23 protein-coding genes, 1 pseudogene and 1 riboswitch are annotated in these 25,054 nt (G+C 43.4%); of the genes and pseudogenes, 3 read left to right on the top strand and 21 right to left on the bottom strand.

Features of this window, described 5'->3' with window-relative positions; genetic code table 11:
• Positions 1 to 111 precede the first annotated feature (111 nt).
• From JCM15907_RS05030 to thiS, 13 genes are all read right to left on the bottom strand, one after another.
• Entirely contained in the window at positions 112 to 798 is a 687-nt protein-coding gene (locus tag JCM15907_RS05030) for a tetratricopeptide repeat protein (RefSeq protein ID WP_025842959.1), read from the bottom strand.
• Positions 798 to 1,814 (bottom strand): vWA domain-containing protein, encoded by a 1,017-nt coding sequence (locus JCM15907_RS05035; protein WP_025842960.1) that lies wholly within the window; start codon positions 1,812 to 1,814, stop codon positions 798 to 800. Before JCM15907_RS05035 ends, JCM15907_RS05030 begins: the two co-directional genes overlap by 1 nt.
• Before the next feature lie 12 nt (positions 1,815 to 1,826).
• Complete coding sequence (locus JCM15907_RS05040; RefSeq protein ID WP_025842961.1) at positions 1,827 to 2,804, bottom strand: vWA domain-containing protein; 978 nt, start codon at positions 2,802 to 2,804, stop codon at positions 1,827 to 1,829.
• Positions 2,801 to 3,088: a hypothetical protein gene (locus tag JCM15907_RS05045; RefSeq protein ID WP_025842962.1), complete on the bottom strand. Its 288-nt coding sequence runs from the start codon at positions 3,086 to 3,088 to the stop codon at positions 2,801 to 2,803. Before JCM15907_RS05045 ends, JCM15907_RS05040 begins: the two co-directional genes overlap by 4 nt.
• A 23-nt stretch (positions 3,089 to 3,111) precedes the next feature.
• A complete protein-coding gene (locus tag JCM15907_RS05050; protein ID WP_025842963.1) occupies positions 3,112 to 3,777 on the bottom strand; it encodes a hypothetical protein in 666 nt (221 codons plus the stop codon).
• A gap of 5 nt (positions 3,778 to 3,782) precedes the next feature.
• Positions 3,783 to 4,664, bottom strand: coding sequence for a DUF58 domain-containing protein (locus JCM15907_RS05055; RefSeq protein ID WP_025842964.1), 882 nt, complete (start codon positions 4,662 to 4,664; stop codon positions 3,783 to 3,785).
• Positions 4,665 to 4,697: 33 nt separating this feature from the next.
• Positions 4,698 to 5,693 carry an AAA family ATPase gene (locus JCM15907_RS05060; protein ID WP_025842965.1) on the bottom strand — a complete coding sequence of 332 codons (996 nt, stop codon included), beginning with the start codon at positions 5,691 to 5,693 and terminating at the stop codon, positions 4,698 to 4,700.
• A gap of 373 nt (positions 5,694 to 6,066) precedes the next feature.
• Positions 6,067 to 7,227 carry a dicarboxylate/amino acid:cation symporter gene (locus JCM15907_RS10870; RefSeq protein ID WP_036883401.1) on the bottom strand — a complete coding sequence of 387 codons (1,161 nt, stop codon included), beginning with the start codon at positions 7,225 to 7,227 and terminating at the stop codon, positions 6,067 to 6,069.
• 14 nt (positions 7,228 to 7,241) lie between these two features.
• Positions 7,242 to 8,351 carry a 2-iminoacetate synthase ThiH gene (gene thiH, locus JCM15907_RS05075; protein WP_025842967.1) on the bottom strand — a complete coding sequence of 370 codons (1,110 nt, stop codon included), beginning with the start codon at positions 8,349 to 8,351 and terminating at the stop codon, positions 7,242 to 7,244.
• Between the two features lie 39 nt (positions 8,352 to 8,390).
• Complete coding sequence (locus JCM15907_RS05080) at positions 8,391 to 9,161, bottom strand: thiazole synthase (RefSeq protein WP_025842968.1); 771 nt, start codon at positions 9,159 to 9,161, stop codon at positions 8,391 to 8,393.
• 25 nt (positions 9,162 to 9,186) lie between these two features.
• Positions 9,187 to 11,169, bottom strand: a complete 1,983-nt coding sequence (gene thiE, locus JCM15907_RS05085; RefSeq protein WP_025842969.1) for a thiamine phosphate synthase — start codon at positions 11,167 to 11,169, stop codon at positions 9,187 to 9,189.
• 20 nt (positions 11,170 to 11,189) lie between these two features.
• Positions 11,190 to 12,959 (bottom strand): phosphomethylpyrimidine synthase ThiC, encoded by a 1,770-nt coding sequence (gene thiC, locus JCM15907_RS05090; RefSeq protein ID WP_025842970.1) that lies wholly within the window; start codon positions 12,957 to 12,959, stop codon positions 11,190 to 11,192.
• Between the two features lie 54 nt (positions 12,960 to 13,013).
• Positions 13,014 to 13,214 (bottom strand): sulfur carrier protein ThiS, encoded by a 201-nt coding sequence (thiS, locus tag JCM15907_RS05095; protein WP_025842971.1) that lies wholly within the window; start codon positions 13,212 to 13,214, stop codon positions 13,014 to 13,016.
• A 111-nt stretch (positions 13,215 to 13,325) separates the two neighbouring features.
• Positions 13,326 to 13,435, bottom strand: a riboswitch (TPP riboswitch).
• A 302-nt stretch (positions 13,436 to 13,737) separates the two neighbouring features.
• On the opposite strand from thiS, the gene JCM15907_RS05105 reads away from it, so the two are divergent.
• A complete protein-coding gene (locus JCM15907_RS05105; RefSeq protein ID WP_025842973.1) occupies positions 13,738 to 14,703 on the top strand; it encodes an ROK family protein in 966 nt (321 codons plus the stop codon).
• Between the two features lie 45 nt (positions 14,704 to 14,748).
• Positions 14,749 to 15,510 carry an SDR family oxidoreductase gene (locus JCM15907_RS05110; protein ID WP_025842974.1) on the top strand — a complete coding sequence of 254 codons (762 nt, stop codon included), beginning with the start codon at positions 14,749 to 14,751 and terminating at the stop codon, positions 15,508 to 15,510.
• 109 nt (positions 15,511 to 15,619) lie between these two features.
• Here the strand turns inward: JCM15907_RS05110 and JCM15907_RS13665 are convergent, their stop codons facing one another.
• Positions 15,620 to 15,754, bottom strand: a complete 135-nt coding sequence (locus tag JCM15907_RS13665) for a hypothetical protein (RefSeq protein ID WP_277906961.1) — start codon at positions 15,752 to 15,754, stop codon at positions 15,620 to 15,622.
• A 258-nt stretch (positions 15,755 to 16,012) separates the two neighbouring features.
• Between JCM15907_RS13665 and JCM15907_RS05120 the strand changes: the two genes are divergently transcribed.
• Positions 16,013 to 18,379, top strand: coding sequence for an ATP-dependent helicase (locus tag JCM15907_RS05120; RefSeq protein WP_025842975.1), 2,367 nt, complete (start codon positions 16,013 to 16,015; stop codon positions 18,377 to 18,379).
• Positions 18,380 to 18,410: 31 nt separating this feature from the next.
• Here the strand turns inward: JCM15907_RS05120 and JCM15907_RS05125 are convergent, their stop codons facing one another.
• The 7 genes and pseudogenes from JCM15907_RS05125 to JCM15907_RS10885 form a co-directional block, all read right to left on the bottom strand.
• On the bottom strand, positions 18,411 to 19,019 hold the full coding sequence (locus JCM15907_RS05125; RefSeq protein WP_025842976.1) for a 4'-phosphopantetheinyl transferase family protein: 609 nt from the start codon (positions 19,017 to 19,019) through the stop codon (positions 18,411 to 18,413).
• Positions 19,020 to 19,027: 8 nt separating this feature from the next.
• Complete coding sequence (gene gldE, locus JCM15907_RS05130) at positions 19,028 to 20,377, bottom strand: gliding motility-associated protein GldE (protein WP_025842977.1); 1,350 nt, start codon at positions 20,375 to 20,377, stop codon at positions 19,028 to 19,030.
• Positions 20,378 to 20,397: 20 nt separating this feature from the next.
• Positions 20,398 to 20,763, bottom strand: coding sequence for a single-stranded DNA-binding protein (locus JCM15907_RS10875; protein ID WP_036883932.1), 366 nt, complete (start codon positions 20,761 to 20,763; stop codon positions 20,398 to 20,400).
• A gap of 86 nt (positions 20,764 to 20,849) precedes the next feature.
• Entirely contained in the window at positions 20,850 to 21,560 is a 711-nt protein-coding gene (locus tag JCM15907_RS12265) for a DNA alkylation repair protein (protein WP_025842978.1), read from the bottom strand.
• Positions 21,561 to 21,582: 22 nt separating this feature from the next.
• The gene (locus JCM15907_RS05145) at positions 21,583 to 22,398 is read right to left on the bottom strand and encodes a purine nucleoside phosphorylase I, inosine and guanosine-specific (protein ID WP_370664411.1); all 816 of its coding nucleotides are present in this window, start codon (positions 22,396 to 22,398) and stop codon (positions 21,583 to 21,585) included.
• A 10-nt stretch (positions 22,399 to 22,408) separates the two neighbouring features.
• On the bottom strand, positions 22,409 to 23,689 hold the full coding sequence (locus tag JCM15907_RS05150; protein ID WP_025842980.1) for an amidohydrolase family protein: 1,281 nt from the start codon (positions 23,687 to 23,689) through the stop codon (positions 22,409 to 22,411).
• Positions 23,690 to 23,693: 4 nt separating this feature from the next.
• Positions 23,694 to 25,046: pseudogene (locus JCM15907_RS10885) on the bottom strand (dipeptidase).
• Between the last annotated feature and the right edge of the window lie 8 nt (positions 25,047 to 25,054).

The raw sequence follows: 25,054 nt of genomic DNA on the forward strand, positions 1-25,054 counted from the left end.
AAAGATGTTGCCATCCCCTCTTTTTACAGAGAGAGCTAGTTGATTCCGTATGTATAAATGCCTTTTGATACATAATGATGGGGCTTTTTCTCCTAACAGTTAAGGGGGCGATTACCAGCGTTTTTTATCTTTAGAAGACTCGGCTTCTTGTTGAGAGCGTTGCATCTCTTCATATTTACGACGAGTGTTTTCTTCGTCATGCTTGTAGGAGTCGAGTATTTTTTTAGCTGTCTCGGGGTCTATCTTCTCTCCATTTTTAGGAGCATCATCCGATTTCTCTTGCTCTTTCTGTTGATTTTGCTGTTCGTTGTTGGGGGAGTTATTAGGCTGTAAAGCGTTGTTTTGAGGAGTAGGGGGCTGATCTTTGGGAAGTTGCTTTAGAGCCAAAGCCAAGTTATAACGAGTTTCATCGTCCATCGGGTTGAGTCGGAGCGACTGTTTGAAGCTCTCCACGGCAGGGGCATATTGCTTTAGTTTGAGCTGAGCATTACCGATGTTGTGAAAGAGTTGAGAGGCCTCTTCTTGGCTTTCTATGCTCTCGGGGGCGATGTTGCCATATACCTCCAAGGCATCTTTGTATTTGCCCTGCTCATATAGTGCATTCCCCAAGCCGTATCGGGCTGCGACTTCTGTAGAGTCTTGCATAAGGGCTTTGCGAAAAAGGCTCTCTGCGTGTGCATACTCTTTCCTCTCGATAGCTTTATTCCCCTTTTTGAGGAGGATGCGAGAGGTCCCTTGAGCTGCGAGACCCAAAGGAAGTAGCAGAAGGATAGCAATGAAGTAACTTTTGATAGACATTAGTTAAAGAGCTTAATCCGAGCGAAGAAATGATTCTTTCGAGGCAATACTACCTCCATAATGATAAGGAAGAGGATAGCAGAGAAAGCAAACCAGCCAAAGAGTTCGTGCTTATTCTCTGCATAATTGGTAACGACAGCTTGGGGGAGTTTCTTTAGCTCATCGTTAAGCTTTGAAGCGAGTGTCGAAGAATTGGTCCCTTGAATAAACGCACCACCCCCTATAGTGGCCAATTGTTGACACACCTCCGTATTGACACGAGTAATGACTTTTTCCCCATTTTCATCCAACATATACTCTCCCTCTTTCGATAGGGGTATTGCTGCCCCTTGCTCAGAACCGATGGAAGATATATATATTTTAATTCCTTGCTCTCGTGCTTTTTGTGCCATTTCGAGAGCATTGGTATCGTGAGTTTCACCATCGGTGAAGATTATAATAGCCTTACCAACATCCTTTCGAGAAGAGAAGGAGGGGATAGCCATATCTATCGCTGTACCTATGGCACTACCTTGATTGGATATCATCTGTGGGTCTGCCTCTTGGATAAAGGTCTTTACCATGTTCAAATCTGAGGTAATGGGAAGTTGCGTATGCGCCGAGCCTGCGAAGACTATGATGCCAATCTTGCTTTTATGCAATTTTTCAACCAATTTTATACTACTTATCTTAGCAAAAGAGAGGCGGTTAGGCGAGAAGTCTTCTGCCAACATCGAGTTGGAAATATCCAAAGCAATAATGGCTTCGATACCCTTTTCTTCTGTAGGTTTATCACTCTTCTGAATTTGTTGCGGACGCGCCAACATTATAACGATAGAAGTTACAGATAGTAGTAGTAAAAAATGGTGTACCCAACGTCGCTTATGAGAGGCATCAGGTTGCAAAAGTCTCCAAAAGGCATTTTCTGCGAAGAGCTTTTGTTGTTTTTTGCGTACATAGCTCTCCACAATCCCAAGTCCTAAGATGGGGATAAAAAGTAACAAAAGCCATAGGTATTGAGGAGAGGCAAAGTACATACGCTACAAAGATTAGGGTTGTATTCTCAATAAGGTGTTGCGCAAAACGAAAGAAAGTATAAGTGTTATGAGTGCCAGTATGCCCCATATTTGGTATAACTCTTCGTATGCCGTAAAGCTCTTAGTCATCAATCGACTCTTTTCGAGGCGGTCTATCTCGTCATAAATCTTTTCAAGGCTTTCGTTGTCTTGCGCTCTAAAGAAGTTTCCCCCTGTGGTTTCGGCAATTTCCTTGAGAGAGTTTTCGTCAATATCTACTTTCACATAGTCGGTAACAGTGCCGAAGTTAGTTTGACGAGGGTAGGGAGCTTCACCTCGTGTACCTACCGCTACAGTATATATACGTATCCCCAATGTTTGGGCTATAGATGCTGCCATATAGGGAGTAATGCCTCCACGATTGTTGGTGCCATCGGTTAGCAGTACTATAATTTTACTTTTGGTGGGGCTTGCCTTAAGACGATTGCAGGCGGTCGATATACCTAAGCCAATGGCAGTACCATCCTCCAGCACTCCCATCTGAACGTTTTCGAGCCTTTTCAATAATGTGGCATGGTCTGTAGTGAGGGGGCATTGGGTAAAACTCTCTCCTGCAAAGACTACCAAGCCTATATTGTCATTAGGGCGATTGGCTATGAATTTCTTGGCAACCTCTATTGCTGCCGTGAAGCGGTTAGGCTCTAAATCCATAGCAAGCATACTGCCCGAAGCATCGATAGAGAGAATGATGTCGATGCCTTCAATAGTATCTTTCTGCCAATTACTCGTATTTTGAGGGCGAGCAAATGCAATGATAAGAAAGCTCAAAGCAAGCATATTGAGCGCAAAGGGTAAATGGCGTAGTGCCGTGATAAAGCCCCCTCGCTCCAATCGGTAACAGGCAGAAAGTCGGAGACTTGCGTACCGCTTCTTATGAGAGAGTACATAAAAGAGGGTGAAGATAGGTACTAAAAGCAGTAGCCAAAGGAGGTGGGGGTATAGAAAGCTCATACCTTCGTCCTCCCTTCTTTTACTTCTTGCTTTGCTTGCACCTCTCTGTTATAGAGTGCATGAACAAAGCGCAACACATTTTCGTAGTCCTCATCACACTCGGAGATCTGAATAGCTTCGTTGGCGAACTTACCCAAATCGCTATGCTCCATAAACTGATATAGTTTAAACTCTTGTAGCCAAGGTATGTAGTCCCTTTCTTCAAGAGCTTTGATAAGCTGTCGAGAAGTCATTTCCAAAGAATTGATGTGTAATAAATTCCATAGAAATGAGCGCAAAAGCATATTCAACTCGGTATAATAGCTCTCTACAAGCCTTTTTCAGGGAGCTGTCGCGTTCGGAGCTCCTCCATCTTGAGACAGAAAAGTTCTATAATCGAAATGGGGGGTGGAGTTACGTTTTTCGCTCTATGTTTGTGGCGATTGTAGAAGTGACGGCATAGGAAAAAGCCGATTATAGCGAGCAGGGCTATTCCAAAGCCTATTAGCCAATAGCGAAGCAATATCCACCAATCATACAGCTTATAGTTCCTTTTCCATATGCTCTTTAACCCAAAAAACTCGTCAGGGTGTTCCATATCAACCTCGGGCAGGTTCACTTTCAGGTACAAGGGCTGAGAATAAACTTCTTGCTCTCCTACTCGTACTCCAAAAGCGGGTAGGGTAACTAAGGTCGAGTCGAAAGAGGTGAGCACCATCTCTGCCGACAATTCTTTGAGTGTTCCCTCCAAATGCACTGTATCTGTAACCCTAAACGAAAGAGCCTCCGCTCTGTGAATAGCTGTATCGGGAGGGATGATAAGAAAGGTATTGTCAATATCGTTGGTACGTATCTTTAAGCGCACCAAAGCCTGTTCTCCTATTTGAATCTCTCCTGGCTCTATACGAGTAGTTATCCCTATGTTTTGCCCCCAAGAGACATAGGAAATGAGGAGGAGAACTACGGAAACTATCAGTCGGAGGTATCGAGCCATAAAGATTAACGATGTGAAAATATTTTGAGAAGAGCCTTGACAAAATCCTCGCCTGTAGAGACCTCAGCGTAGGTTATTCCGTAGAGTTTCATCGCATTACGACGCTCTTCGCGTGCTTTAAGGAATTTCTCTTCATAGGTAGCTCTTACCTTACGAGAGGAGGTATTGACCCAAAACTTCTCGCCCGTCTCGGTATCTCTAAACTGTACCAAGCCCATTGAGGGGAGCGTTTGTTCCCTTCGATCCGATACCACTACTGCTATAAGGTCATGCCTGCGAGCTGTTAGGCGTAATTCGTTGCGGTAGTACTCGCTATCTCCATCGGTCATAAAGTCGCTTATGAGAAAGGTGGTAGCTCTCTTTTTGAGCAACTTATTGAGCACCGATAGAGCCTCTTCTATCTTTGTAGTAGTCCCCACGGGGGTAAAGTGCAGTATCTCTCGGATGATGTAGAGGATATGCTTCTTACCTTTCCCAGGAGGGATGTATTTTTCTACCGTGTCTGTAAAGAGTAAGACCCCCACTTTATCGTTGTTTTCAATGGCAGAGAATGCCAGTGTAGCAGCAATCTCGGCTACTAACTCCTTTTTGGTCTCTCCGATAGTCCCGAAGCCGATACTCCCAGACATATCTATGGCGAGCATCACAGTCAATTCTCTTTCCTCCTCGAAAACCTTGATATAGGGGGCATTGTGCCGTGCTGTTACGTGCCAGTCAATATCTCTAATATCGTCACCTACGGCATACCCACGTACTTCGCTGAAAGTCATCCCCTTACCTTTGAAAGCGGTATGATACTCTCCAGCAAAGAGTTCTTGGCTCAGTCCTCGGGCTTTTATCTCTATGCGCCGTACCTGATGGAGTATGTCACTCGTATTTAGTGGCATCGAATTGGAATGATTTTAGAAAATAGGTTACTCTTAAGGCACTAATACCTTATTGAGGATTTCGGTAATAATCTGATCGGAGGTTAAATCGTTAGCCTCTGCCTCGTAACTTAGACCGATGCGATGGCGTAGTACATCGTAGCATACGGCTCGAATATCTTCGGGTAACACATACCCTCTACCCTCAATAAAGGCATAGGCACGGGCTGCTAAAGTCAAATTGATAGAAGCTCTTGGTGAAGCTCCGCTTTGAATCATCGGTTTCAGATGCTCTAACCCGACCTGTTCGGGGTATCTCGTTGCAAAAACAATATCTACAGCATACTGCAAAATCTTCTTGTCTACATAGATTTTTTGTACCGTTCTTCGGGCTTTCTCTATCTCTTCGACCGAAGTTACAGGCGTAGGTTTGGGCAAAGTTCCCTGCATATTGAGGGAAATAATATCACACTCTTCCTCTTTGGAGGGATAACCTATGCAGACTTTGAGCATAAAACGGTCTACCTGAGCCTCAGGGAGAGGATAAGTCCCCTCCTGTTCGATGGGGTTTTGGGTTGCCATCACCAAGAAGGGAGAGGGGAGGGTATAGGTCGTGTCTCCAATCGTTACTTGATGCTCTTGCATAGCTTCGAGTAGGGCACTCTGCACCTTAGCGGGAGCTCGGTTTATTTCGTCCGCCAGAATGAAATGAGCAAAAATAGGTCCTTTCTTAACCTCAAACTCCTCTTTCTTGAGACTATATATGAGTGTACCAATAACATCGGCAGGGAGCAAGTCGGGGGTAAACTGTATGCGACTATAATCCGACTCAATAAGTTGCGAAAGCGTTTTGATGGCAAGAGTTTTGGCAAGCCCCGGTACTCCCTCCAGAAGGATGTGTCCATCTGCCAGTAACCCAATCAATAAAGAGCGAACTAAATGCTCCTGACCTATAATAGAATGCTTCATGCCAGAGAGTATTTTTTGAACAAATTGACTCTCTCGAGCAATCTCGGCATTGAGTTGTTGAAGGTCTTTATGTAGTTCCATTATCTTCTAAATTCTTCTTCTACTTCTCACAAAAGTACGAATAATCGCCGATTGATTTCATAGACCTACAAGTTATTCATTTGAGAAGCCCTACAAACGCCTCTTTGACCCTCCATAAAAGGGTTAATGGTTCGGGGCAAAAGGGTTATACCTTTCGAGAGTTTGCACGGAAGGTTTCGAGAGTTTACTCGGATGGGTAGAACTAAGGTGATTAAAGGGGAAAAAAGAGAGGCTTCTGCAACGGGACACTCCCCAAGAGTATCAAAAAAAGAGAAGCAACCTTATCGGGCTACTTCTCTTTTATTCTTGTAAAGAGTGTTAGGGAGGAAACTTTCCCTCCAAATACTACTTTTATACTTTATCAGAGTGCTTTTTACAGCTTGACTAACTTATTTACAATTAGAGCAATAGCGCCATCTCCTGTTACATTGCAAGCTGTTCCAAAGCTATCCATAGCGATATAGAGCGCAATCATTAGAGCTTGGGAACTTTCGTCAAAGCCTAAGATGGAACTTAATATACCCAAGCAAGCCATAATAGCTCCCCCAGGCACTCCCGGAGCTGCTACCATGGTTATACCTAACATTAGTATAAAACCAACGAATTGCAGTGTGTCTATCGGCATTCCCAACATCATCATAAGTGCCACCGCACAGGAAACAATCTTTAGGGTACTGCCCGATAGGTGGATAGTAGCACAAAGAGGGACAACAAAGCCTGCGACATGAGGAGCTACTCCATTGCGTTGTGTCTGCTCTAAAGTAACAGGGATAGTAGCAGCCGACGATTGCGTTCCTAAAGCAGTGAAATAGGCAGGAAGCATAGTCCAAAGTAGACGGAACGGATTGCGGCGAGCAATAAGCCCTGCAATGGTATATTGTAGTACCAATAGCCCAATGTGCAGCAGGAAAATCACACCGATTATCTTGATGAATACCATCATTATGCTCCAAGCCTTTCCCGTAAAAGTCATTTCCAAAAAGATACCGAATATATATATCGGTAAGGCGGGAATAATAACGGAAGTAATAACCTTAGTAATGATTTGCTCAAAATCTTCACAGCTCTTTTTGAGTGCATTAGAAGTCAGGGATGCCATACCTAAGCCTAAAAGAAATGCCAAAACTAAGGCTGTCATAACGTTAAGTAAAGGCGGTATTTTTATGGAAAAATAGGGTAGCGGTGTAATGCTACTCTCCGTAATACTTTGTAGAGATTGACTCGTATCTATCAGAGAGGGAAAGGTAAATATACTGGTAATGTATGCCAAGCCTCCAGAGAAAATAGTTGCACCGTAGGCTATCGCGACTGTAATAAAGAGCATTCTTCCTGCTCCCTTGCCAATACCTGCAATAGCTACACTAACGAGTCCAAGTATAATAAGAGGAATACAGAAACTCAGAAACTCGCCAAAAAGCCCATTAAAAGTGGTAAAGATACGCACCACAGATAGGGGAAGAAACTGTCCGAAGAGTACCCCTAAGACAATAGCAATAATGATACGAGGCAATAAGCCTATGCGAAAACTTTTCATCTATCTTTTTTCTATTATAACCATTCGTCCCAATCTTTCCAAACAGGTTCGTAGCCTTGTGCTCGTACGGCTGCTGCCATCTCTTCGACCGAACGGGAATCATTAATTTCGAACTGCTCTAACTCTTTGTGCTTTGTAGCATATCCTCCTGGCTCGGTACTCGAAGCAGCACTCATAGTCGTTACACCAATGCGCATAGCCATATCTCTAAAGGATGCACTTTCTCGAGTAGAGAGCGAAATATCCACCTCGGGATCGAAGAGGCGATAGGCACAGATGAGTTGAGCCATTTGTCGGTCGTTGATGGGATCGGTAGGCATAAAGCTCCCAACATGAGGACGTAGGCGAGGTAGAGAAATAGAGTATTTGGTTTTCCAATGGGTACGCTCAAGGTAATGCAGATGAAGAGCTGTAAAGAAAGAGTCAGTTCTCCAATTTTGCAATCCGAGCAAAGCACCTATTCCTATCTTTTGTATCCCTGCGGTTCCGCAACGGTCAGGCGTTTCCAATCGATAGCGAAAGTTTGCTTTCTCGCCCCGGGGGTGAAACTCTGGATAGGTTTTCTCATTGTAAGTCTCTTGATACACACATACATAACTAATACCTGCCTCGTACATTCGTCTATACTCTTCGGTGGTTAGAGGTTGTACTTCAAGAGATATTTGTGCAAAGTGAGGACGTACAGCTCTTATGACCTCTTCGTAATAAGCTGCATCTGTTAGCTTAGGTGCCTCGCCAGATACCAATAATAGATGGCGAAAGCCCCATTTCTTTAGAACAGCTATCTCTTCTAAAATCTGAGGAATGTCAAGTTTTACGCGATGTATCTGATTATGACAACTAAACCCACAATAAACACAGGAGTTGGTACAGTAATTCGAGACATAAAGTGGCACATACATCTGTATAGTACGCCCATAACGTTTGATGGTCAGTTGTTCTGCTTTAGTTGCCATCTCTCGAAGAAATGGCTCAGCAGCAGGTGAGATGAGTGCTTTGAAGTCTTCCAAATTGCATCTTTCCTTTTGAAGCGCTCTCTGTACATCCGAGGCAGTCTTTTTGAAGATAGACCCCTCTACGGCATCCCAGTCGTACTTTTTAAGTTCGTCGTAAAACGTGGTCATTGTATCAGAATAGTTGTTGTTGAGTTGTGCATTAAGTGATTACATACCAAAAAAGGTATCTATAGGCGATGTAGCAGAGGCAGATTGCCCCATAGAGGGTAAACCAGCTTCATAAGCTCTGCGACCTGCTATGACTGCTTCCTTAAAAGCTCGAGCCATCTCTACAGGATCTCCAGCAGCTGCTATGGCAGTATTGACCAAAACAGCGTCTGCTCCCATCTCCATTGCCTCTGCTGCATGAGAGGGAGCCCCCAAGCCCGCATCGATAACCACAGGCACGCGACTCTGCTCGATGATTATCTGTAATAAGTCTTTGGTTTTAAGTCCTTTGTTTGTACCAATAGGAGCTCCCAAGGGCATTACGGCTGCTGCGCCAGCATCTTCGAGGTATTTACAAAGTATAGGGTCTGCCTGAATGTAGGGCATCACTATAAATCCCTCTTTTGCCAATACTTCAGTAGCCTTCAGAGTTTCAAAAGGGTCGGGCAGAAGATACTTGGGGTCGGGATGAATTTCTACTTTTACAATCTTAGAACCGAAAGCCTCATATGCTAAACGAGAGGCAAATATAGCCTCCTCGGCATTGTGGGTACCCGAGGTGTTGGGCATGAGTTTTACTCCAGATTGAGTTATGGAAGCGATGAGTTTATCGTGTTCATTGTTCATCTCGACTCTTTTGAGAGCTACTGTTACCAACTCGCTTTCGGAAGCAAGGATAGCGTTATACATTAAATCATTGGATGCAAACTTGCCCGTACCTAAAAAAAGACGAGAAGTAAATTTCTCTCCCGATAAAATAAGAGGTTGCATAGTATAGTTTGTTTAATGGGTCTTTTTACTTTGTAAATAGTTGCTGTAAGGTCTCTACCATAGCGGTAGTGGTAGCGAAAATATCGTCTACATGATTGATAGCCCCAGATAACGCAATTCCTTGTATATCTAATGATGCAAGGTCAGCAAAATCAGAAGGCGTAATCCCTCCGATAGCAAATAAAGGAATAGGGTGGGGGAGTTGCTGATTATACTTACTCAAAACGTCCATTCCCTTCTTTCCTAATATAGGGCTAAGTACTTTTTTGGTGGAGGTGGCTCGATAGGGTCCTATACCAATGTAGTCTACTCCCTCAAGAGCTCTTTGACTTATATCTTGACACGTGTTGCAAGTACCTCCTATTATTTTACTTGTTCCTAAGACTTTTCGAGCTGTGGCTGGAGAGACATCCCCCAAGCCCAAATGCACTCCATGAGCATCGCAAGCTAAGGCGGTTTCCAAGTCGTCGTTTATAATCAGCGTTGCTCCGAGATAGTTTTGCATCAGCTTTTTTAGAGCAAATGCTGCTTCAAGTCTCTGAGCTGAAGACACCTCTTTCATGCGTAACTGTACCCATCGGACACCTGCCTCTAAGGCAAATTCTGCTTTGGAAAGTAATTCTGTCAAGTCCGTCGAGTCGGTAATATATTGGAGGTGGCAGGTCTTTAAGCGCAGCTTTTTCTCGATCAATTCAACAGGTTTATGCCCTCCTAAGAGCTGACTATTTGAACGTCGGAAAGCATCTGTTCGCCATTGTCCCCATCTACAAGCAGAGGGTAGGTCATACCCATGAGCAAGAAATGAAACAATAGAGGCAGAGAGGGTACACCCCGTACCATGTTTGTCGTGCGGAGTGCGTGGCACTGTATATCGAGCCATCTGCCCATCAGGCGAAAAAAGCAAATCTGTCGAAACATTTTTGTGGCTGTTTTCGTGTCCTCCCTTTAATAAGATATAGGTTTGATATTCAGAGGCCAACAGAGAAAGGTCGAATGCTTCGGTAGAGCCAAAAAGTTGTTGCGCTTCGGGATAATTAGGAGTAACCAACGTTATTAGAGAAAGAAACTCCTTGATTTCATTGGCAGAAAAAGCATTGTGTATGCTATTTTCCGAAGCAGAGGCTTTGAGAATTGGGTCCCAAACAACATAGCGTACTCCCTTTTGACGGAGTTTTTGAGCGATTCTGATACCTTGTCGGAGTGAAGAAATCAATCCTATTTTACAAGCAACAGGGGTATGATGTGCCAAAAGTACCTCTAAGGGGTGCTCTTCTTCAAGTGGCGATAAGGAGACAAAGTCATATTCGTTTTGAGCTGTTATCGAGCTACATACCGAAAGAGGATAGGTGTCATTGCTTTCAAAAACTCTTATATCTCCCCCTATTCCTGCTCCTGACGTGGGGTCATGCCCTGCTACGGTTAAGACTTCGGGCTGAGGGTAGCGCAAGAAAGCCTCTTCGATATACTCTCCCGAAACGGCTAAATCCCCTAAAACAGCTACTCCCGAAAAACCATACTCCAAAGCCTTCCTATATCTTTCGTGGGTTATACCACCTAAGGCGACTACAGGAAAGGGTAACTGAGGCAGATATTTTTGGCATTCCTTTACGTTCAACTGTGCTGGATAGTTAGTTTTGGAAATGCTATCGAATAGTGGACTGAGCAAGGCATAAGTCGGTACAAAGGGAAGCTGTCGCAACTCTTCTATCGAATGAGCAGAAACAGATACTCTGCCTCGATTTATACCCTGCCAGTCTCGCCACTGGTCAATATATTCTTTACGCAAATGAATACCCCCTGTACCTGCTATATCTCCTAACTCAAAGTAATCACACAAAACAACTCTATGCCTAAAAGCAGGCTCGATAGCTTGAATGCAAGCCTTGTATTGCTCTCGAGAAGCATTAGGTAGTCGCAAGTGCAATGAGTGCAACCCAAGTGAAAAAAGACGGTTGTAACGAACTATATCTCTTGGAGTAGCATCGGGGGGAGTAATAGCGATAAACATAGGTATTCTTTCGATAAAGATTATTCCTCTTTGATACGATTATGAAGTTTTTTAGAAGCCCTCATAGAACAGAAATGTTCTCCACACATAGAACAGAAATGAGCTGTTTTATGTCCCTCTGAAGGAAGCGTTTCATCGTGAAATTTGAGTGCCGTCTCACTATCTAAAGCCAAGTGGAATTGATCTCTCCAGCGGAACTCATAACGCGCCTTACTCATAGCGAAGTCTCTAAAATAGGCAGCAGGGTGTCCCTTCGCTAAATCGGCTGCATGAGCTGCTAACTTATAGGTTATAACGCCCTCTTTTACGTCGTCTCTATTGGGAAGACCGAGGTGTTCCTTACGTGTTACGTAGCAAAGCATAGAGGTACCATACCACCCGATAAGAGTTGCTCCGATGGCGGAGGTAATATGGTCATAACCGGGAGCAATATCAGTAACCAACGGACCTAAGGTATAGAAAGGAGCTTCGTTGCATAGGCTAAGCTGGAGATCCATGTTCTCCTTAATCTTGTGCATAGGTACGTGTCCAGGTCCTTCAATGATAACCTGTACGTTATGCTTGTCAGCTATAGCCGCCAGCTCTCCTAAGGTGCGTAATTCCGCAAATTGAGCTTCGTCATTTGCATCGGCAATAGAACCAGGACGGAGACCATCTCCAATAGATACTGCCACATCATATCTAGCCAAAATCTCGCAAATCTCTTCGAAATGTTCGTAAAGAAAGCTCTCTCTCTTGTGCGTAGTACACCAGCTCGCCATGATAGCCCCTCCACGAGATACGATACCCGTTAGTCGGTTCATAGTAAGAGGTATAAACTGCCAGCGAAGTCCCGCATGAATAGTAAAATAGTCCACACCCTGTTCTGCCTGTTCGATGAGAGTATCTTTGTAAATTTCCCAAGTAAGATCTTCCACTTTACCCTTAACTTTCTCCAAGGCTTGGTAGAGAGGCACTGTACCTACAGGTACGGGTGAGTTGCGAACAATCCATTCACGAGTTTCGTGTATGTTACGCCCCGTAGAGAGATCCATAATGGTATCGGCTCCCCATCGAGTAGCCCAAACCGCTTTTTCCACCTCTTCTTGGATAGAACTTGTTACGGGAGAGTTGCCAATATTGGCATTGATTTTTACCAAGAAGTTGCGCCCTATAATCATTGGTTCGCATTCAGGGTGGTTAATGTTGGCGGGAAGAATAGCACGCCCGGCAGCAATCTCTGAACGGACAAACTCGGGGGTAATAAGATCGGGGAGATGTGCTCCAAAAGATTCTCCTCGCTCCTTTTTGTAGTGTTCTTTTATTTGATCGCAGAGTTGATTCTCACGGATAGCCACATACTCCATCTCGGGAGTAATAATCCCTGCTCGTGCATAAGCGAGTTGGGTAACACATTTACCTTCTTTTGCTACGAGAGGATGGTCTTCGATGTGTTCAAAGCGTAAGTGATCCAGCGAAGCATCGGCACGGCGTATACGCCCATATTCCGAAGAGAGTTGCTCCAACCTTTGGGTATCTTCGCGCTTTTCTATCCAAGATTGACGTAGTTTAGGTAATCCTTTGTGAGGATTGGTGGTATAGTTAGGGTCTGTATAAGGACCAGAGGTGTCGTACACCACCACAGATTCATTGTCTCTTTTTACTCCATTTTCATCAATAGTGGGTGAGAGGTCTATACGTCTCATTGCCACTTGTATATCATGCATCGAACCAGGAACATATATTTTGGTACTCCCAGGTAGAGGTCCTGTTGATATAGATAAGTTTTCTGTTTGGTCTTTTGCTCTCATATAATTCTTTTAGACTGTTATTTACTGTTTTGAAAATCTTTATTCTTGTTGGGCTTATCCTCCTCTTACAGCTCCGATAATGAGTATCTTATCTCCTTCTTTAAGATAGGTTATTTCCCAGTTTTCTCGCTTTATAATTTCTTGATTGACTGCCACGGCAATGTATCCACCTTCTATCTGCTCCAAGGCAATAAGAGAGGTTATAGTACACTCATCAGGCACTATTTTTATCTTTTGATTAAGTTCGATTTGCATTATTCTTAATGGGTTACATTCTCTCCATCCTTTTCAAACAGGGATTTTTAGAAGAGTAATTCCATCAAACTTGGGAATAAATGGGAGGTAACCATGGCCAGAACAAGCCACTTCAAAGATTGTTTCTTTGCCTACGCCAGTATTATCTGGATCAGGTCACGGGTATCCTCTCAGCCAAAAAGGAGATATTACAACTCTTATTGGCACCCCCAAGAAAGATTAGACTCTTCATTCTAATCCTCGGCAAAGGTATCATTATATATGTAGAGAACAAAATTTCTGTTCTCTTTTTGCCAACTTTTAGACCTCGATGAATATGAAAAACGATAAAAAATATCGAGCAAAACTCATCTTTTACTTAATAAAATATATTAGATGTTTACTTCTCTCTGCCCAAATATATATTTTATTGAGGAGATTTTCATTCTCTTACTCTTCAACTTATTGTGATAGTAGAAAAAATCTATAATAATCGCTATTAATACTTACCTTTGTCCTCCGTCTTGATTTGTGAATGTTAGATATGACTAAATCGTACGTTATAGGAGTTGATATCGGCGGTACAAATACTGTCTTCGGTATTGTTGATGCCCGTGGTACTATCGTTGCAACAAACTCCTTAAAAACTCAGGAATATGGAGACAATGCAGAGAAGTTTGTAGACCATTTGGCTGACAAAATTTCTCTATTAATTGAGGAGAATAACCTAAGAGATAGTGTACGCTCCGTTGGAATAGGAGCTCCTAATGGCAATTACTATACAGGTACTATTGACTTTGCCACCAATATGGCATGGAAAAAATCCCTCCCGATTGTAACGATGCTTTCGGAGCGTTTGAACCTACCTACAATATTAACTAATGATGCCAAGGCTGCAGCTATAGGAGAGATGACATACGGTGTAGCCAAAGGGCTCAAAGATTTTATTATGATTACTTTGGGTACAGGAGTCGGTAGCGGTATCGTCGTTAATGAAAAGGTACTCTACGGCACCGATAGCTTGGCAGGAGAGTTGGGGCACTTCATAGTGCGACGCAACGGGCGCAAGTGTGGTTGTGGGAGAAATGGTTGCTTGGAAACCTACTGTTCGGCATCGGGTATTGTCCGTTCTGCCCATGAATTCTTGGATGCACGCACAGAGCCAAGTTTACTCCGAAGTATAGATAGAGACAAATTGACCTCCAAGGATATTTACGAGGCTGCCTCTCGGGGAGATGCTATTGCAATAGATATTTTCAATTTTACAGGAAAGATATTGGGGGAAACGTTGGCAGACTTTGTCACTTTCTCCAGTCCTGAAGCCTTTGTCCTCTTTGGGGGATTGGCAGCTGCTGGAGACCTATTGATGAATCCCGTTAAAGAGGCTTTCCAAACCAACTTGCTTAAAGTTTACAACCCACCTAAACTTCTATTCTCTTCCTTGCCTGCAGCGGACTCTGCTGTATTGGGAGCTGCCGCCATTGCATGGGAAGCTAAGAGCGAAAAATAGTAGAATGTAATCGAAATTAAGTATAGAATTATAGATATGAGTGTTATGAAAAATCCTGTCGCTCTCGTTACGGGAGCTACGTCGGGTATAGGAAAAGCTACCGCTTGTAAGTTGGCTAAAATGGGCTATAAGGTTATCATAACGGGACGCAGAAAAGAACGCTTAGAAGAGGTAGCTCAAACACTTCGAGACGAATGCAAAATAGAAGTACTTCCTCTACACTTTGATGTGCGCAACAATAGGGAGGTAGAAGAGCATTTGGGCAACCTCCCCAAGGAATGGAAAGATATAGAGGTGCTGGTCAATAATGCTGGCTTAGCCGCTGGCTTAGAACCCATTCAAGAGGGACTTCTGGAGGATTGGGAACAGATGATTGATACCAACATCAAGGGCTTACTCTATGTAACCCGAGTGGTAGCTCCCTCTATGATAGCACGTAAAAAAGGGCATATTTTCAATATCGGTTCTATTGCTGGGCGTGAAGTATACCCCAATGGTAACGTTTACTGTGCGACCAAACATGCGGTAGATGCTATCTCTAAAGCGATGCGCATCGATATGCACAAGTATGGTATCAAGGTTACTCAAGTTGCTCCAGGGGCGGTAGAAACAGAATTTTCGCTGGTACGCTTCCACCAAGATGCAGACCGTGCCGAAAATGTGTATAAGGGCTACACTCCGCTAACAGGGGAGGATATAGCTGATTGCATTGCTGCTGCTTTGAATCTACCCGAGCATGTTTGCTTGGCAGATATGTTGGTACTTCCCAAAGCACAAGGCTCCAGTAGAGACTTTTTCAAAGAGTAAAGCGAAAAACTACAAATAAATTTCTCGATAGGTTCCACTATACGGAGCGTAACAATAGAGGGGGAGGCTCTTAGTCTTCCCCTTTCTTTTTGAAATTGTTATACTCCTTTCATAGGTTACCTCCTGTTAGAGGAGAAGATAGAGGAAAGCGTTTTTGTTCAAAGTATTGTCCCTTGCCAGCGAACTCCCCATCTGTGGTGGAGTATAAAGCCCATAGGATTATGTACTTTTCGGTATAGTACATAGCCCTATGGGCTTTTTTTGTTTGTTTTTCCGAGTATTCTTCTTTTCCAAACTCCAGAACTAACGTTCAAAAGGGCTAATCCTTTTTAAGATAAGGACTAATGGTTTCTTCTCAAACCATCAGTGCTTTTCGATGAAAGGGTTATAGGTTGGAGACTTGGATGTATTCCTTCTAAATCAGAGAGTATATACGCTATGCGTGTAGCTATCTGTATCTTTGTAGTGCCATTGGTCCTGTTGATATGGCATACCGTTTCGAATGATTGATTACAAACAAGAATTAAATTCCGCTCAGGCAGAAGCTGTACTTTACGATGGGGGACCTGCCCTCGTGATTGCAGGAGCTGGTTCGGGGAAGACCCGTGTTTTAACCTATAAATTGGCGCATCTGATAGAGTGTGGTTATGCGCCCGAGAAGCTAATGGCTCTCACATTTACCAACAAAGCTGCTCAAGAGATGCAACAGCGTGTGGCTCAAATGGTCTCTGCCCACGCCGCCTCTAAAATGAGGGTGGGTACGTTCCACTCCGTTTTTGCTCGCATCCTAAGGCGATACGCTCCGCTATTAGGCTTTACGCCTAATTTCTCTATCTACGACACTTCGGATTCTAAGAGCTTGGTGAAAAAAATAGTCAAGGAACTCAACTTAGATAATCGGCTCTACACCCCCAAGCTCATACTCAACCGTATCTCAACCTCCAAAAACAGGCTTATAACCCCACAAGCCTACAATTCGCAGGTCGATATGGTGTCGTACGATAAATCCAACGGTATTACACTCATCAACTCCATCTATGAACTTTATACGCAACGCTGTAAGGAGGCCAATGCGATGGACTTTGATGATTTGCTCTTCCTTTTCAACGTTCTGCTTCGAGATTTTCCCGAAGTGTTGCAGGAGATTCAAGAAAGTATCGACTATCTGCTGATTGATGAGTTCCAAGATACGAACCCCTCTCAATACCTTATTGTACGCCGATTAGTCGAAAGTAAGCAACGAATATTTGCCGTAGGAGACGATGCGCAGAGTATCTACTCGTTTCGAGGGGCAAGTATGCAAAACATTCTATCCTTTACACAACTTTTCCCCGAGGCACGCCTTTTCAAATTGGAGGAGAACTATCGCTCTTCGCAAAACATTGTCAATCTTGCCAATAGCCTCATAGAACACAATAGGGAGCGCATACCGAAGAAAGTTTTTTCTCGCCGTCCTAAGGGAACAAAAACAATACTAAATGGGGCAGATAGTGGATATGAAGAGGCACAAAATGTAACCACCTCAATAGCCCATTACAAAAGGGAAAATCCGCTTCTCCCTTATAACTCCTTTGCCATTCTGTACCGAACCAATGCGCAAAGTCGCCTTTTCGAAGAGCAGTTACGCACCGCAGGCATTCCCTACAAGATATATGGAGGACTTGCTTTCTATGGTAGAGCCGAAATCAAAAATATACTCGCTTACCTCCAACTAATCCTAAATAAGGACAATAATGAGGCTTTTGAACGAGCCGCCAAATATCCCAAAAAGGGCATAGGAGACAAGACATTGCAGGCTATCTACGACAGAGCACGTGGAGAAGGTATATCGCTCTATCGAGCCTCTCAAAAGCTATTGTTAGAGCAGGCTCCTCTGCCAAGAGCTGGAGCCAAAAACTTGGCACTTTATTTGGAGCTATTGGGCGATATTTCCACCCCTGTAGAGGGCAATTTTGTAGATTGGATTAAGTACATTGTAGTGCGGTCGGGCATTGTAGAAGCACTTCGATTGGACAATACCGAAGAGAGCGAAACACGCCTTGAAAATGTGGAAGAGTTCGTATCGAGTGTACAAGAATTCTTGACAGCTACGATAGAGAGCGATTTGCTCTTTGACCCCAATTACTCCACACCGCAAGATCTTTTAGCCCTCTTTCTACAGGGTATCTCTCTCGCTTCTGATAGAGACGATGAAGAGCAGGAGGAAGACCGAGATGCTGTACATCTGATGACGGTTCACGCCTCTAAGGGATTGGAGTATGACTATATATATATTGTAGGTTTGGAGGAGGGCTTGTTCCCCTCTCAACGAAGCGAAATGGACGACAATCTCGAGGAAGAACGTCGTCTGCTCTACGTGGCAATAACAAGAGCGAAAGAGCAGTGTAACCTTTATTTTGCTCGTTATCGTATCATTAACGGTAATGGTGCTCCTATGTTACCGAGCCGATTTTTGAAGGAGTTAGATGCTTCTCTCTTAGCGCAAGAGGGTATTCGCCCCGAAGAGCATAGATTCTTGTCACTCACCTCTGCACCAGTACCAAAAAGGGGGATACCTGCCCCAAAAGCACAAAAAGAGGAACGCAAAGGGGTACCTATTTTAGGAGGTCCTATGAGGCAAGAAATACATTCTTCTCCTTTTACTACTTCTCGCAAAAATATAGAAATAGAGAGCCATCAAGCTACTGTTAGCATCAAAAGCGCCGAAGACCTATCCTTAGGAGATAGAGTGTTTCATAAACTTTTTGGAGAGGGAATTGTAAAAGAGATTGAGGGAATCAAAGAGAATGCCATTGCAACAATAGACTTTGGTAGAGCTGGAGAAAAGCAGATATTCTTGCGCTTCGCAGCACTGAAAAAGTTTGTGTAAGAGTTGGGAAATAGGGTTGGGAGGATTAGCCTTATAGGGCAGTTGAGGCTTGAGTGTCCGACAGGTAAGCCAAGGTGTAGAGCTCTTTTTGCTCTACCGTTATAGAGAGCCTTGCCGAAGAAGTGGTAGGATGGCTGTAATGAAGTTGGAGGGTTTGTTTGCTCTCCTCTTTGTGAAAGGGAATGATACTATCCAAAAAAAGAGTGTGGTAATAGGCTCGAAAATCGGGATGAGCAGAGCGAAAGTATTTGAACGTAGCCTCCTTGGCACTCCAAATAATAGTGGCAAATCGCTCTTGCTCACAGTGTGTGCGGAGCTTCGACAATGCCTTCAACTCCTTATCATTCATAAATCGAGGAGCAACCCGCAATACTTTGGCATATTTACTCTCAATATCTATCCCAATATGACGAGCCGTAGAGGAGAGGAAGAGAGCTACAAAATCGGTCGAATGACTGATGCTAATTGTCCCCGAACACCCCTCTATGTAGGGTGCTCCTTCGGCTGTATGCGATAGTTTTCCGTGGGGTAGAAGTTGTTCTAAAAGCCGTTTAACCGCTTCTTGCTCTTGTGTACGTCGGGGGAGGGTAGTTGCCCCCTCTACGAGGTCTGCTACACGGGCTACAAAAACTCCTTCCATTGAGGCGTTTATTGAGGGTTGTCTGTGTATTCTTTAGGGAGGGTAATACGCATCTGCATGATGCGATATTTCTCTAATTTCGTTACCTCAAAGCGAAATCCAGCATACTCTGCAAAAGCTCCCACTCGGGGCAACTCCTGCTTAACTTCTAAGTAGATGCCACTAAGTGTATCGACCTCTTGAGAAATCTCTTCGAATACTTTAGGGTCTATATCGAGCAGTCTGCAAAAATCGTTTATGGGAGTTTTGCCCTCAAAAAGTAGAGAGCCGTCAGGTAAGCGGGTATAGAGTAACTCTTCCTCATCATATTCATCGGTAATCTCTCCGACTATTTCTTCCAAAATATCTTCCAGCGTAATCAATCCCGAAGTACCTCCATACTCATCTACAACGATAGAGATATGGATACGTTGTGAACGGAACTCCTCCAAAAGGTCGTCTATTTTCTTGTTTTCTGGTACAAAATAGGCCTCTCTGATTAAACGATGCCAATTAAACTCATCAGTCTCTTGGGCATAGGGAATACAATCTTTAATGTAGAGAATACCCTTGATGTCGTCTTGTGTACCCTGAAAAACGGGGATGCGCGAGTAACCTGCCTCTAAGATAAAAGCGAGTACTTCGGTAAAAGTCCAACTATAATCCACACTCACCATATCCACTCGAGGGAGCATAATCTCATTGGCTGTTTTGGCATGAAACTTGATGATTTCTCCGATCAATTTGCTCTCCTCTTCTGTTTGGTCTATGGTAAGCTCCACTGCTTTAGAGAGGTCATCTACCGAGAGGCTGTACTGTTTGCTTGTTTTCTTGTCCAAGGAGGAAGAAATTTTTATGAGAAGTTTTGATAGAGGCGAAAGCAAACGATGCAGGGGATACATAATCTTCGTAGAAAATCTACTGAAAGCTAAAGGATTGTTCTGAGCATAGACCTTAGGAATAATTTCTCCAAAAAGTAGCAGAATAAAGGTCAGGGCTATGGTCTGCACTATGAAACGCATCGACTCTGCCTCTCCAAAGTCAAAAGTCAGACGTACCCAGTAGTTACTTAATAGTACTATGCTAATATTGACGATGTTATTACCGATGAGTATTGTAGCCAACAACTTTTCAGACTCGCTGAGTAGTGTTAAAAGTTTTTGGTCTGTTGGAGTATTGCTATTACGCACCTCATGGATATTCTGAGGAGAAAGCGAAAAAAAAGCTACTTCCGAAGAGGACATATAGCCCGATAACACCAGCAAGACCACTATCAATAGTAAAGCAATAGCAGCCCCAAAAGTGAAGGGAAGCACCTGTATCTCGGGAAAATATAAGGGGAAAAGTGAAGCAAGGAAAGATGATACAATGGTATCCATCAAGATAAGATGTTTATAGATTAACTTCCAATGTTTTTGTTTTGCTCTTGGGCATGATTACCCACATAGCCAACTCGCTCAGCTACAATCTCTGTTACGGAGTGCATCACATTGTTTTTGTCTGAATACTTGCGGTAACTTACTCTGCCTTCTACCATAAGAAGGTGTCCTTTTCGGACAAATTTTTCGCAAAAGAGAGCCTGTTCTCCATAGGTAACTATACGATGCCAATCCGTATGTTCGGGGCTCATAGCTCCAGAACGTAAGCGGTAACTGGGCTGTGTAGTAGCTAAAGAAAAAGTCGCCGTAGCCATATTTTCTTTTATGTAACGTACTTCGGGATCCATCCCGACATATCCAACCAAGATAACCTTATTTAGAAACATAGCTTTGCATTAAAATAATCTAACAGATAGGCAAAGGTACTTACCAAAATTCAATATAGCGATAAGTCAAGACCTTTTTATTCCTTTTATTTCTTCTCTCCCTCTTGGGCAAGAATTAGTGCATCAGAAAGATAAGAAGCTACCCCCCTTAGCTCTTCATCTTGGTGTTCTTGCCATTGGGTTATATAAGTGTTTAGTAAAGTAGAAAAATCGGGATGGAGGGCAAGACGCTCTAAAAAGGAAATCTCGATTGAGGTAAAAGGAAGCGAGATGCTATGAGTTTTTACAATTTCTTGTAATACAGTTTGAACAAAAGTTGGCTCTATGGGTAGTTGTAACAATAGCTTACGGGTTAGAGCGGCAATAATCTCTGGACGAGCAGCTCCCTCTTGCCATAGAGTTGTCCAAATAGGAGAGTGGGGTTCTAAAGAACTTAGAAAGTGATGAGCGTATATATCTTTTAACTCTTGAGTAGGGAGTTCTTCGAGTAGAGCCATAGCCCTCTCCTTGGTTAACTCCTCGGTTGGGTATAAAATGAGCCCTATTATTTTCAGTTCTCTAGAACGTGTCGCTAAAAGATGCTCTGCAAAAGAGAGGGTAGTAGGCAAGCCCTCAGCTAATTCCCTTATTTGTGGGATAGAGAGTCCCAAGTTATAGGAGTAATCAATCCCCTTATCTCTCATAGAAGATGCCATAACACCATCCATTCGTGAGCGAATCCTTTTTCTTAGTTGGAGTAGTATTTCTTGCTCTTCTTGAGTAAGAGGATAGCTGTTAGATGGGGCTATGGCATCCATTAGTAAAAAGTGTTATCGAATTTTATTCGGCAATTTCTTTAATCAGTCGTGTAAAGATTTTGCCCATTCTTTCAGAAGCTTGGTTGGCAGCATCTATTACCTCTTGGGCATCATTGGTATAGTCTCCCTCAAAATGCCACCCTTCGTTGGTGATAACAGACATTCCGAAAACTCTTATTCCTGCATGACGAGCCACCAACACTTCGGGTACAGTACTCATGCCGATAGCATCTCCTCCACCTAATTGGTAGAAGCGATACTCTGCAGGTGTTTCATACGAAGGTCCTGTAAGCCCTACATAAACACCCTTTTTGAGTTCAATCTTCTCCTCTTGGGCTATACGCTCCGCCTTTGCTATCAGTTCTCTATCATAAGCACGTGTCATATCAGGAAAACGCACTCCGAACTCCTCTTTGTTGGGACCAATGAGCGGATTGGGAAGATTATTTATGTGATCTCGAATAATCATCAGGTCTCCTACCCTAAAAGTACTATTGATACCTCCTGCAGCATTAGATACAAAAAGAGTTTCTACACCAATAAGCTTCATCACTCGCACTGGAAACGTTACTTGTTCCATAGAGTAGCCTTCGTAGTAGTGAAAGCGTCCCTGCATGGCTATCACAGGTACTCCACCCAAGTTACCACAAATAAAGTTCCCTTTATGACCAATGGCAGTAGAGTGAGCAAAGTGTGGAATTTCACTGTAAGGGATTACAGTGGCGTCTTCAATTTTATCGGCCAAAGCCCCCAAACCACTACCCAGAATAATGCCTATTTTAGCTTGAAAGGGAAGTCGTTGGAGTAGAAAATCTGCCGACTCTCGATACATTTTCATTTCCATAATCTTACTTTTGTTTTATGCCATAGTTGGCTATTAGTTTATAGGCTTTTTGAGCTGCTTTCATAATAACCTCTTCCTCTCCGGGGATGACACCCTCTCGCATCAAGATGCGTCCGTCTACAATCGTGGTATCCACCACAGAACCATCTGCCGAGTAGACCAAATTGGAGATAAGGTTATGCATTGGAACCATAGTAGGAACATTAGTTTTTAGCAAACACAAGTCTGCCAAAGCTCCTTCTTTGAGTACACCTCCCTCTAAACCTAATATGTGATAACCTGTTTCAGTTGCTGCTTGGTAGACATCTTGTGCAGAAGTCGCGGTCGAATCATAACGCCATACTTTGCCTAAGAGAGCCGCCATGCGCATCGCAATAAACATATCTAAGTTGTTCGACGAAGAGCAACCATCCGTACCTATACCTACACGGATGCCTCGCTGCTTCATCTCTTCAAATCGGAAAGAGAAGCCCGATGCCAACTTCATATTAGAAGCGGGATTGTGTACTGTGGCAGCACCAGCTCGAGCTATAATGTCTAATTCGTTATCTTCCAACCAAAGGCTATGAGCCAAAACAAAACGGTCGCTAATAGCCCCTATTTTTTCAAGATACTCTGCAGGGCGCATACCATATTGTTGTATAGCATCTGACACTTCTTTTTGTGTTTCAGACAGGTGAAGGTGTACCAAAACACCCGTTTCATCAGCAAAATTTCGGCAAAATTGCAATTGCTTTTCGCTCACTGTATAGATAGCATGGGGAGCTATGGAATAAATAACTCTATCAGAATACTGCTCAAAATCTTTGAGGTATTGGTAGCAATTATCTCGGTCTAACTTGGCCCTCGCCTCATCTCCTCTATCAAAAAGTGTACACCCCACTACGGCTCTAATCCCAGAGTCTTCCACAGCCTGTGCGGTAGCCAAGGGGGAGGCATACATATCAAGGAAAAGAGTTGTACCAGTACGAATCATTTCAAGACAAGCCAAACGTACGCCCCAATAAATATCTTCCTCCGTTAGATGTGCCTCTACGGGCCAAATATAATCTTCTAACCAAGGCATAAGAGGAAGGTCGTCGCCATAACCTCTAAAAAGGGTCATAGCTGCATGGGTATGAGTATTAGCCATACCTGGTACAACTACTCGATGGGCTCCTTCTAAAACATCATACTCTTCTTTTTGAGGGATAAAAGGAGCAATACGCGCAATCCTATTCTCCTCAATAAGAAGATCTTGTACGATACCGTTTATCAGAGCCCCAGAGATTAAAATAGGTTTCATAGACTTATCGATAGAAACGATAGAATTCAGCCACAGCCTCTATACCAATGCGGAATAGATCCAATGGGAAATTTTCATTAGGAGAGTGAATAGCGTTACTTTCCAATCCAAAGCCCATCAACACGCTTTTTACCCCCAATATCTTTTCAAATTGGGCTATGATGGGAATACTACCTCCGCGGCGAATAGCAAAGGACGTTTGCCAAAAGCTACTTCACAGGCTTGCTCTGCCGCCTTATAGGCAGGTAAATCGATGGGACAAAGGTAGGCTTCTCCACCATGCATAGGAGTTACTTCAACACGCACATAGGGAGGAGCAATTTGTTTTACATAATCAACAAATTGCTGGGATATTTTGGAATGATCTTGATTGGCCACTAAACGAGTAGAGACTTTAGCATACGCCTTTGAGGGGAGTACCGTTTTAGCTCCTTCTCCTGTATAACCGCCCCAAATACCGCATACATCAAAACTTGGACGACAACTGTTGCGTTCCAAAGTACTATAGCCTTCCTCTCCAAAAAGGGCATTAACATCAATAGCCTTCTTGTATTTCTCTTCAGAAAAAGGTATTTGAGCAATCATATCTCGCTCCTCTTGGCTTAGAGGTACTATGTCGTCATAGAAATGGGGTATTGTGATGCGTCCCTTCTCATCCACCATTTGGGCAATAATCTTGGACAACTCATTGATAGGATTGGCAACAGCTCCTCCAAAATGCCCAGAGTGAAGATCTCTATTAGGTCCTGTAACCTCTATCTCCCAATAGGCTAACCCCCGTAGCCCTGTAGTAAGAGTAGGTGTTTCTTTACTTACCATACTGGTATCAGATACCAAAATAGCATCCGCCTTAAGCATATCTTTGTATTTTTCGCAAAAAGCTCCTAAGTGTGTAGAGCCTATCTCTTCTTCTCCTTCAAAGATGATTTTGACGTTGCATTTTACCAGGTCAAGAGCCAAGGCTGTTTGTAAACCAGCTACCTGTATCATAGTTTGCCCCTTGTCATCATCTGCCCCACGTGCCCAGATATGACCATCTCGAATAACAGGTTCAAATGGTTCGCTTTTCCAAAGCTCGAGAGGTTCAGCCGGCATTACATCATAATGTCCATAAATAAGAATCGTTTTAGCCGAAGGTCGATAATACGTTCTGCATATACTACAGGGTTGCCCATAGTGGGATAAACCTCCGAACGATTCATCCCTATTTTTTTTAGGTACTGGCACCAGTGTTCAGCCATACGCACCATGTCGGCTTATGTTCCGTCTTAGAGCTAATACTGGGAATGCGTATGATTTCGAACAAATCATCCAAAAATCTCTCTTCGTTGGTTTGGATATATTCTTTAATTGTCATTTTATATA

It is taken from the genome of Porphyromonas gingivicanis JCM 15907, from assembly GCF_000614585.1.
Taxonomy (GTDB): Bacteria; Bacteroidota; Bacteroidia; order Bacteroidales; family Porphyromonadaceae; genus Porphyromonas; species Porphyromonas gingivicanis.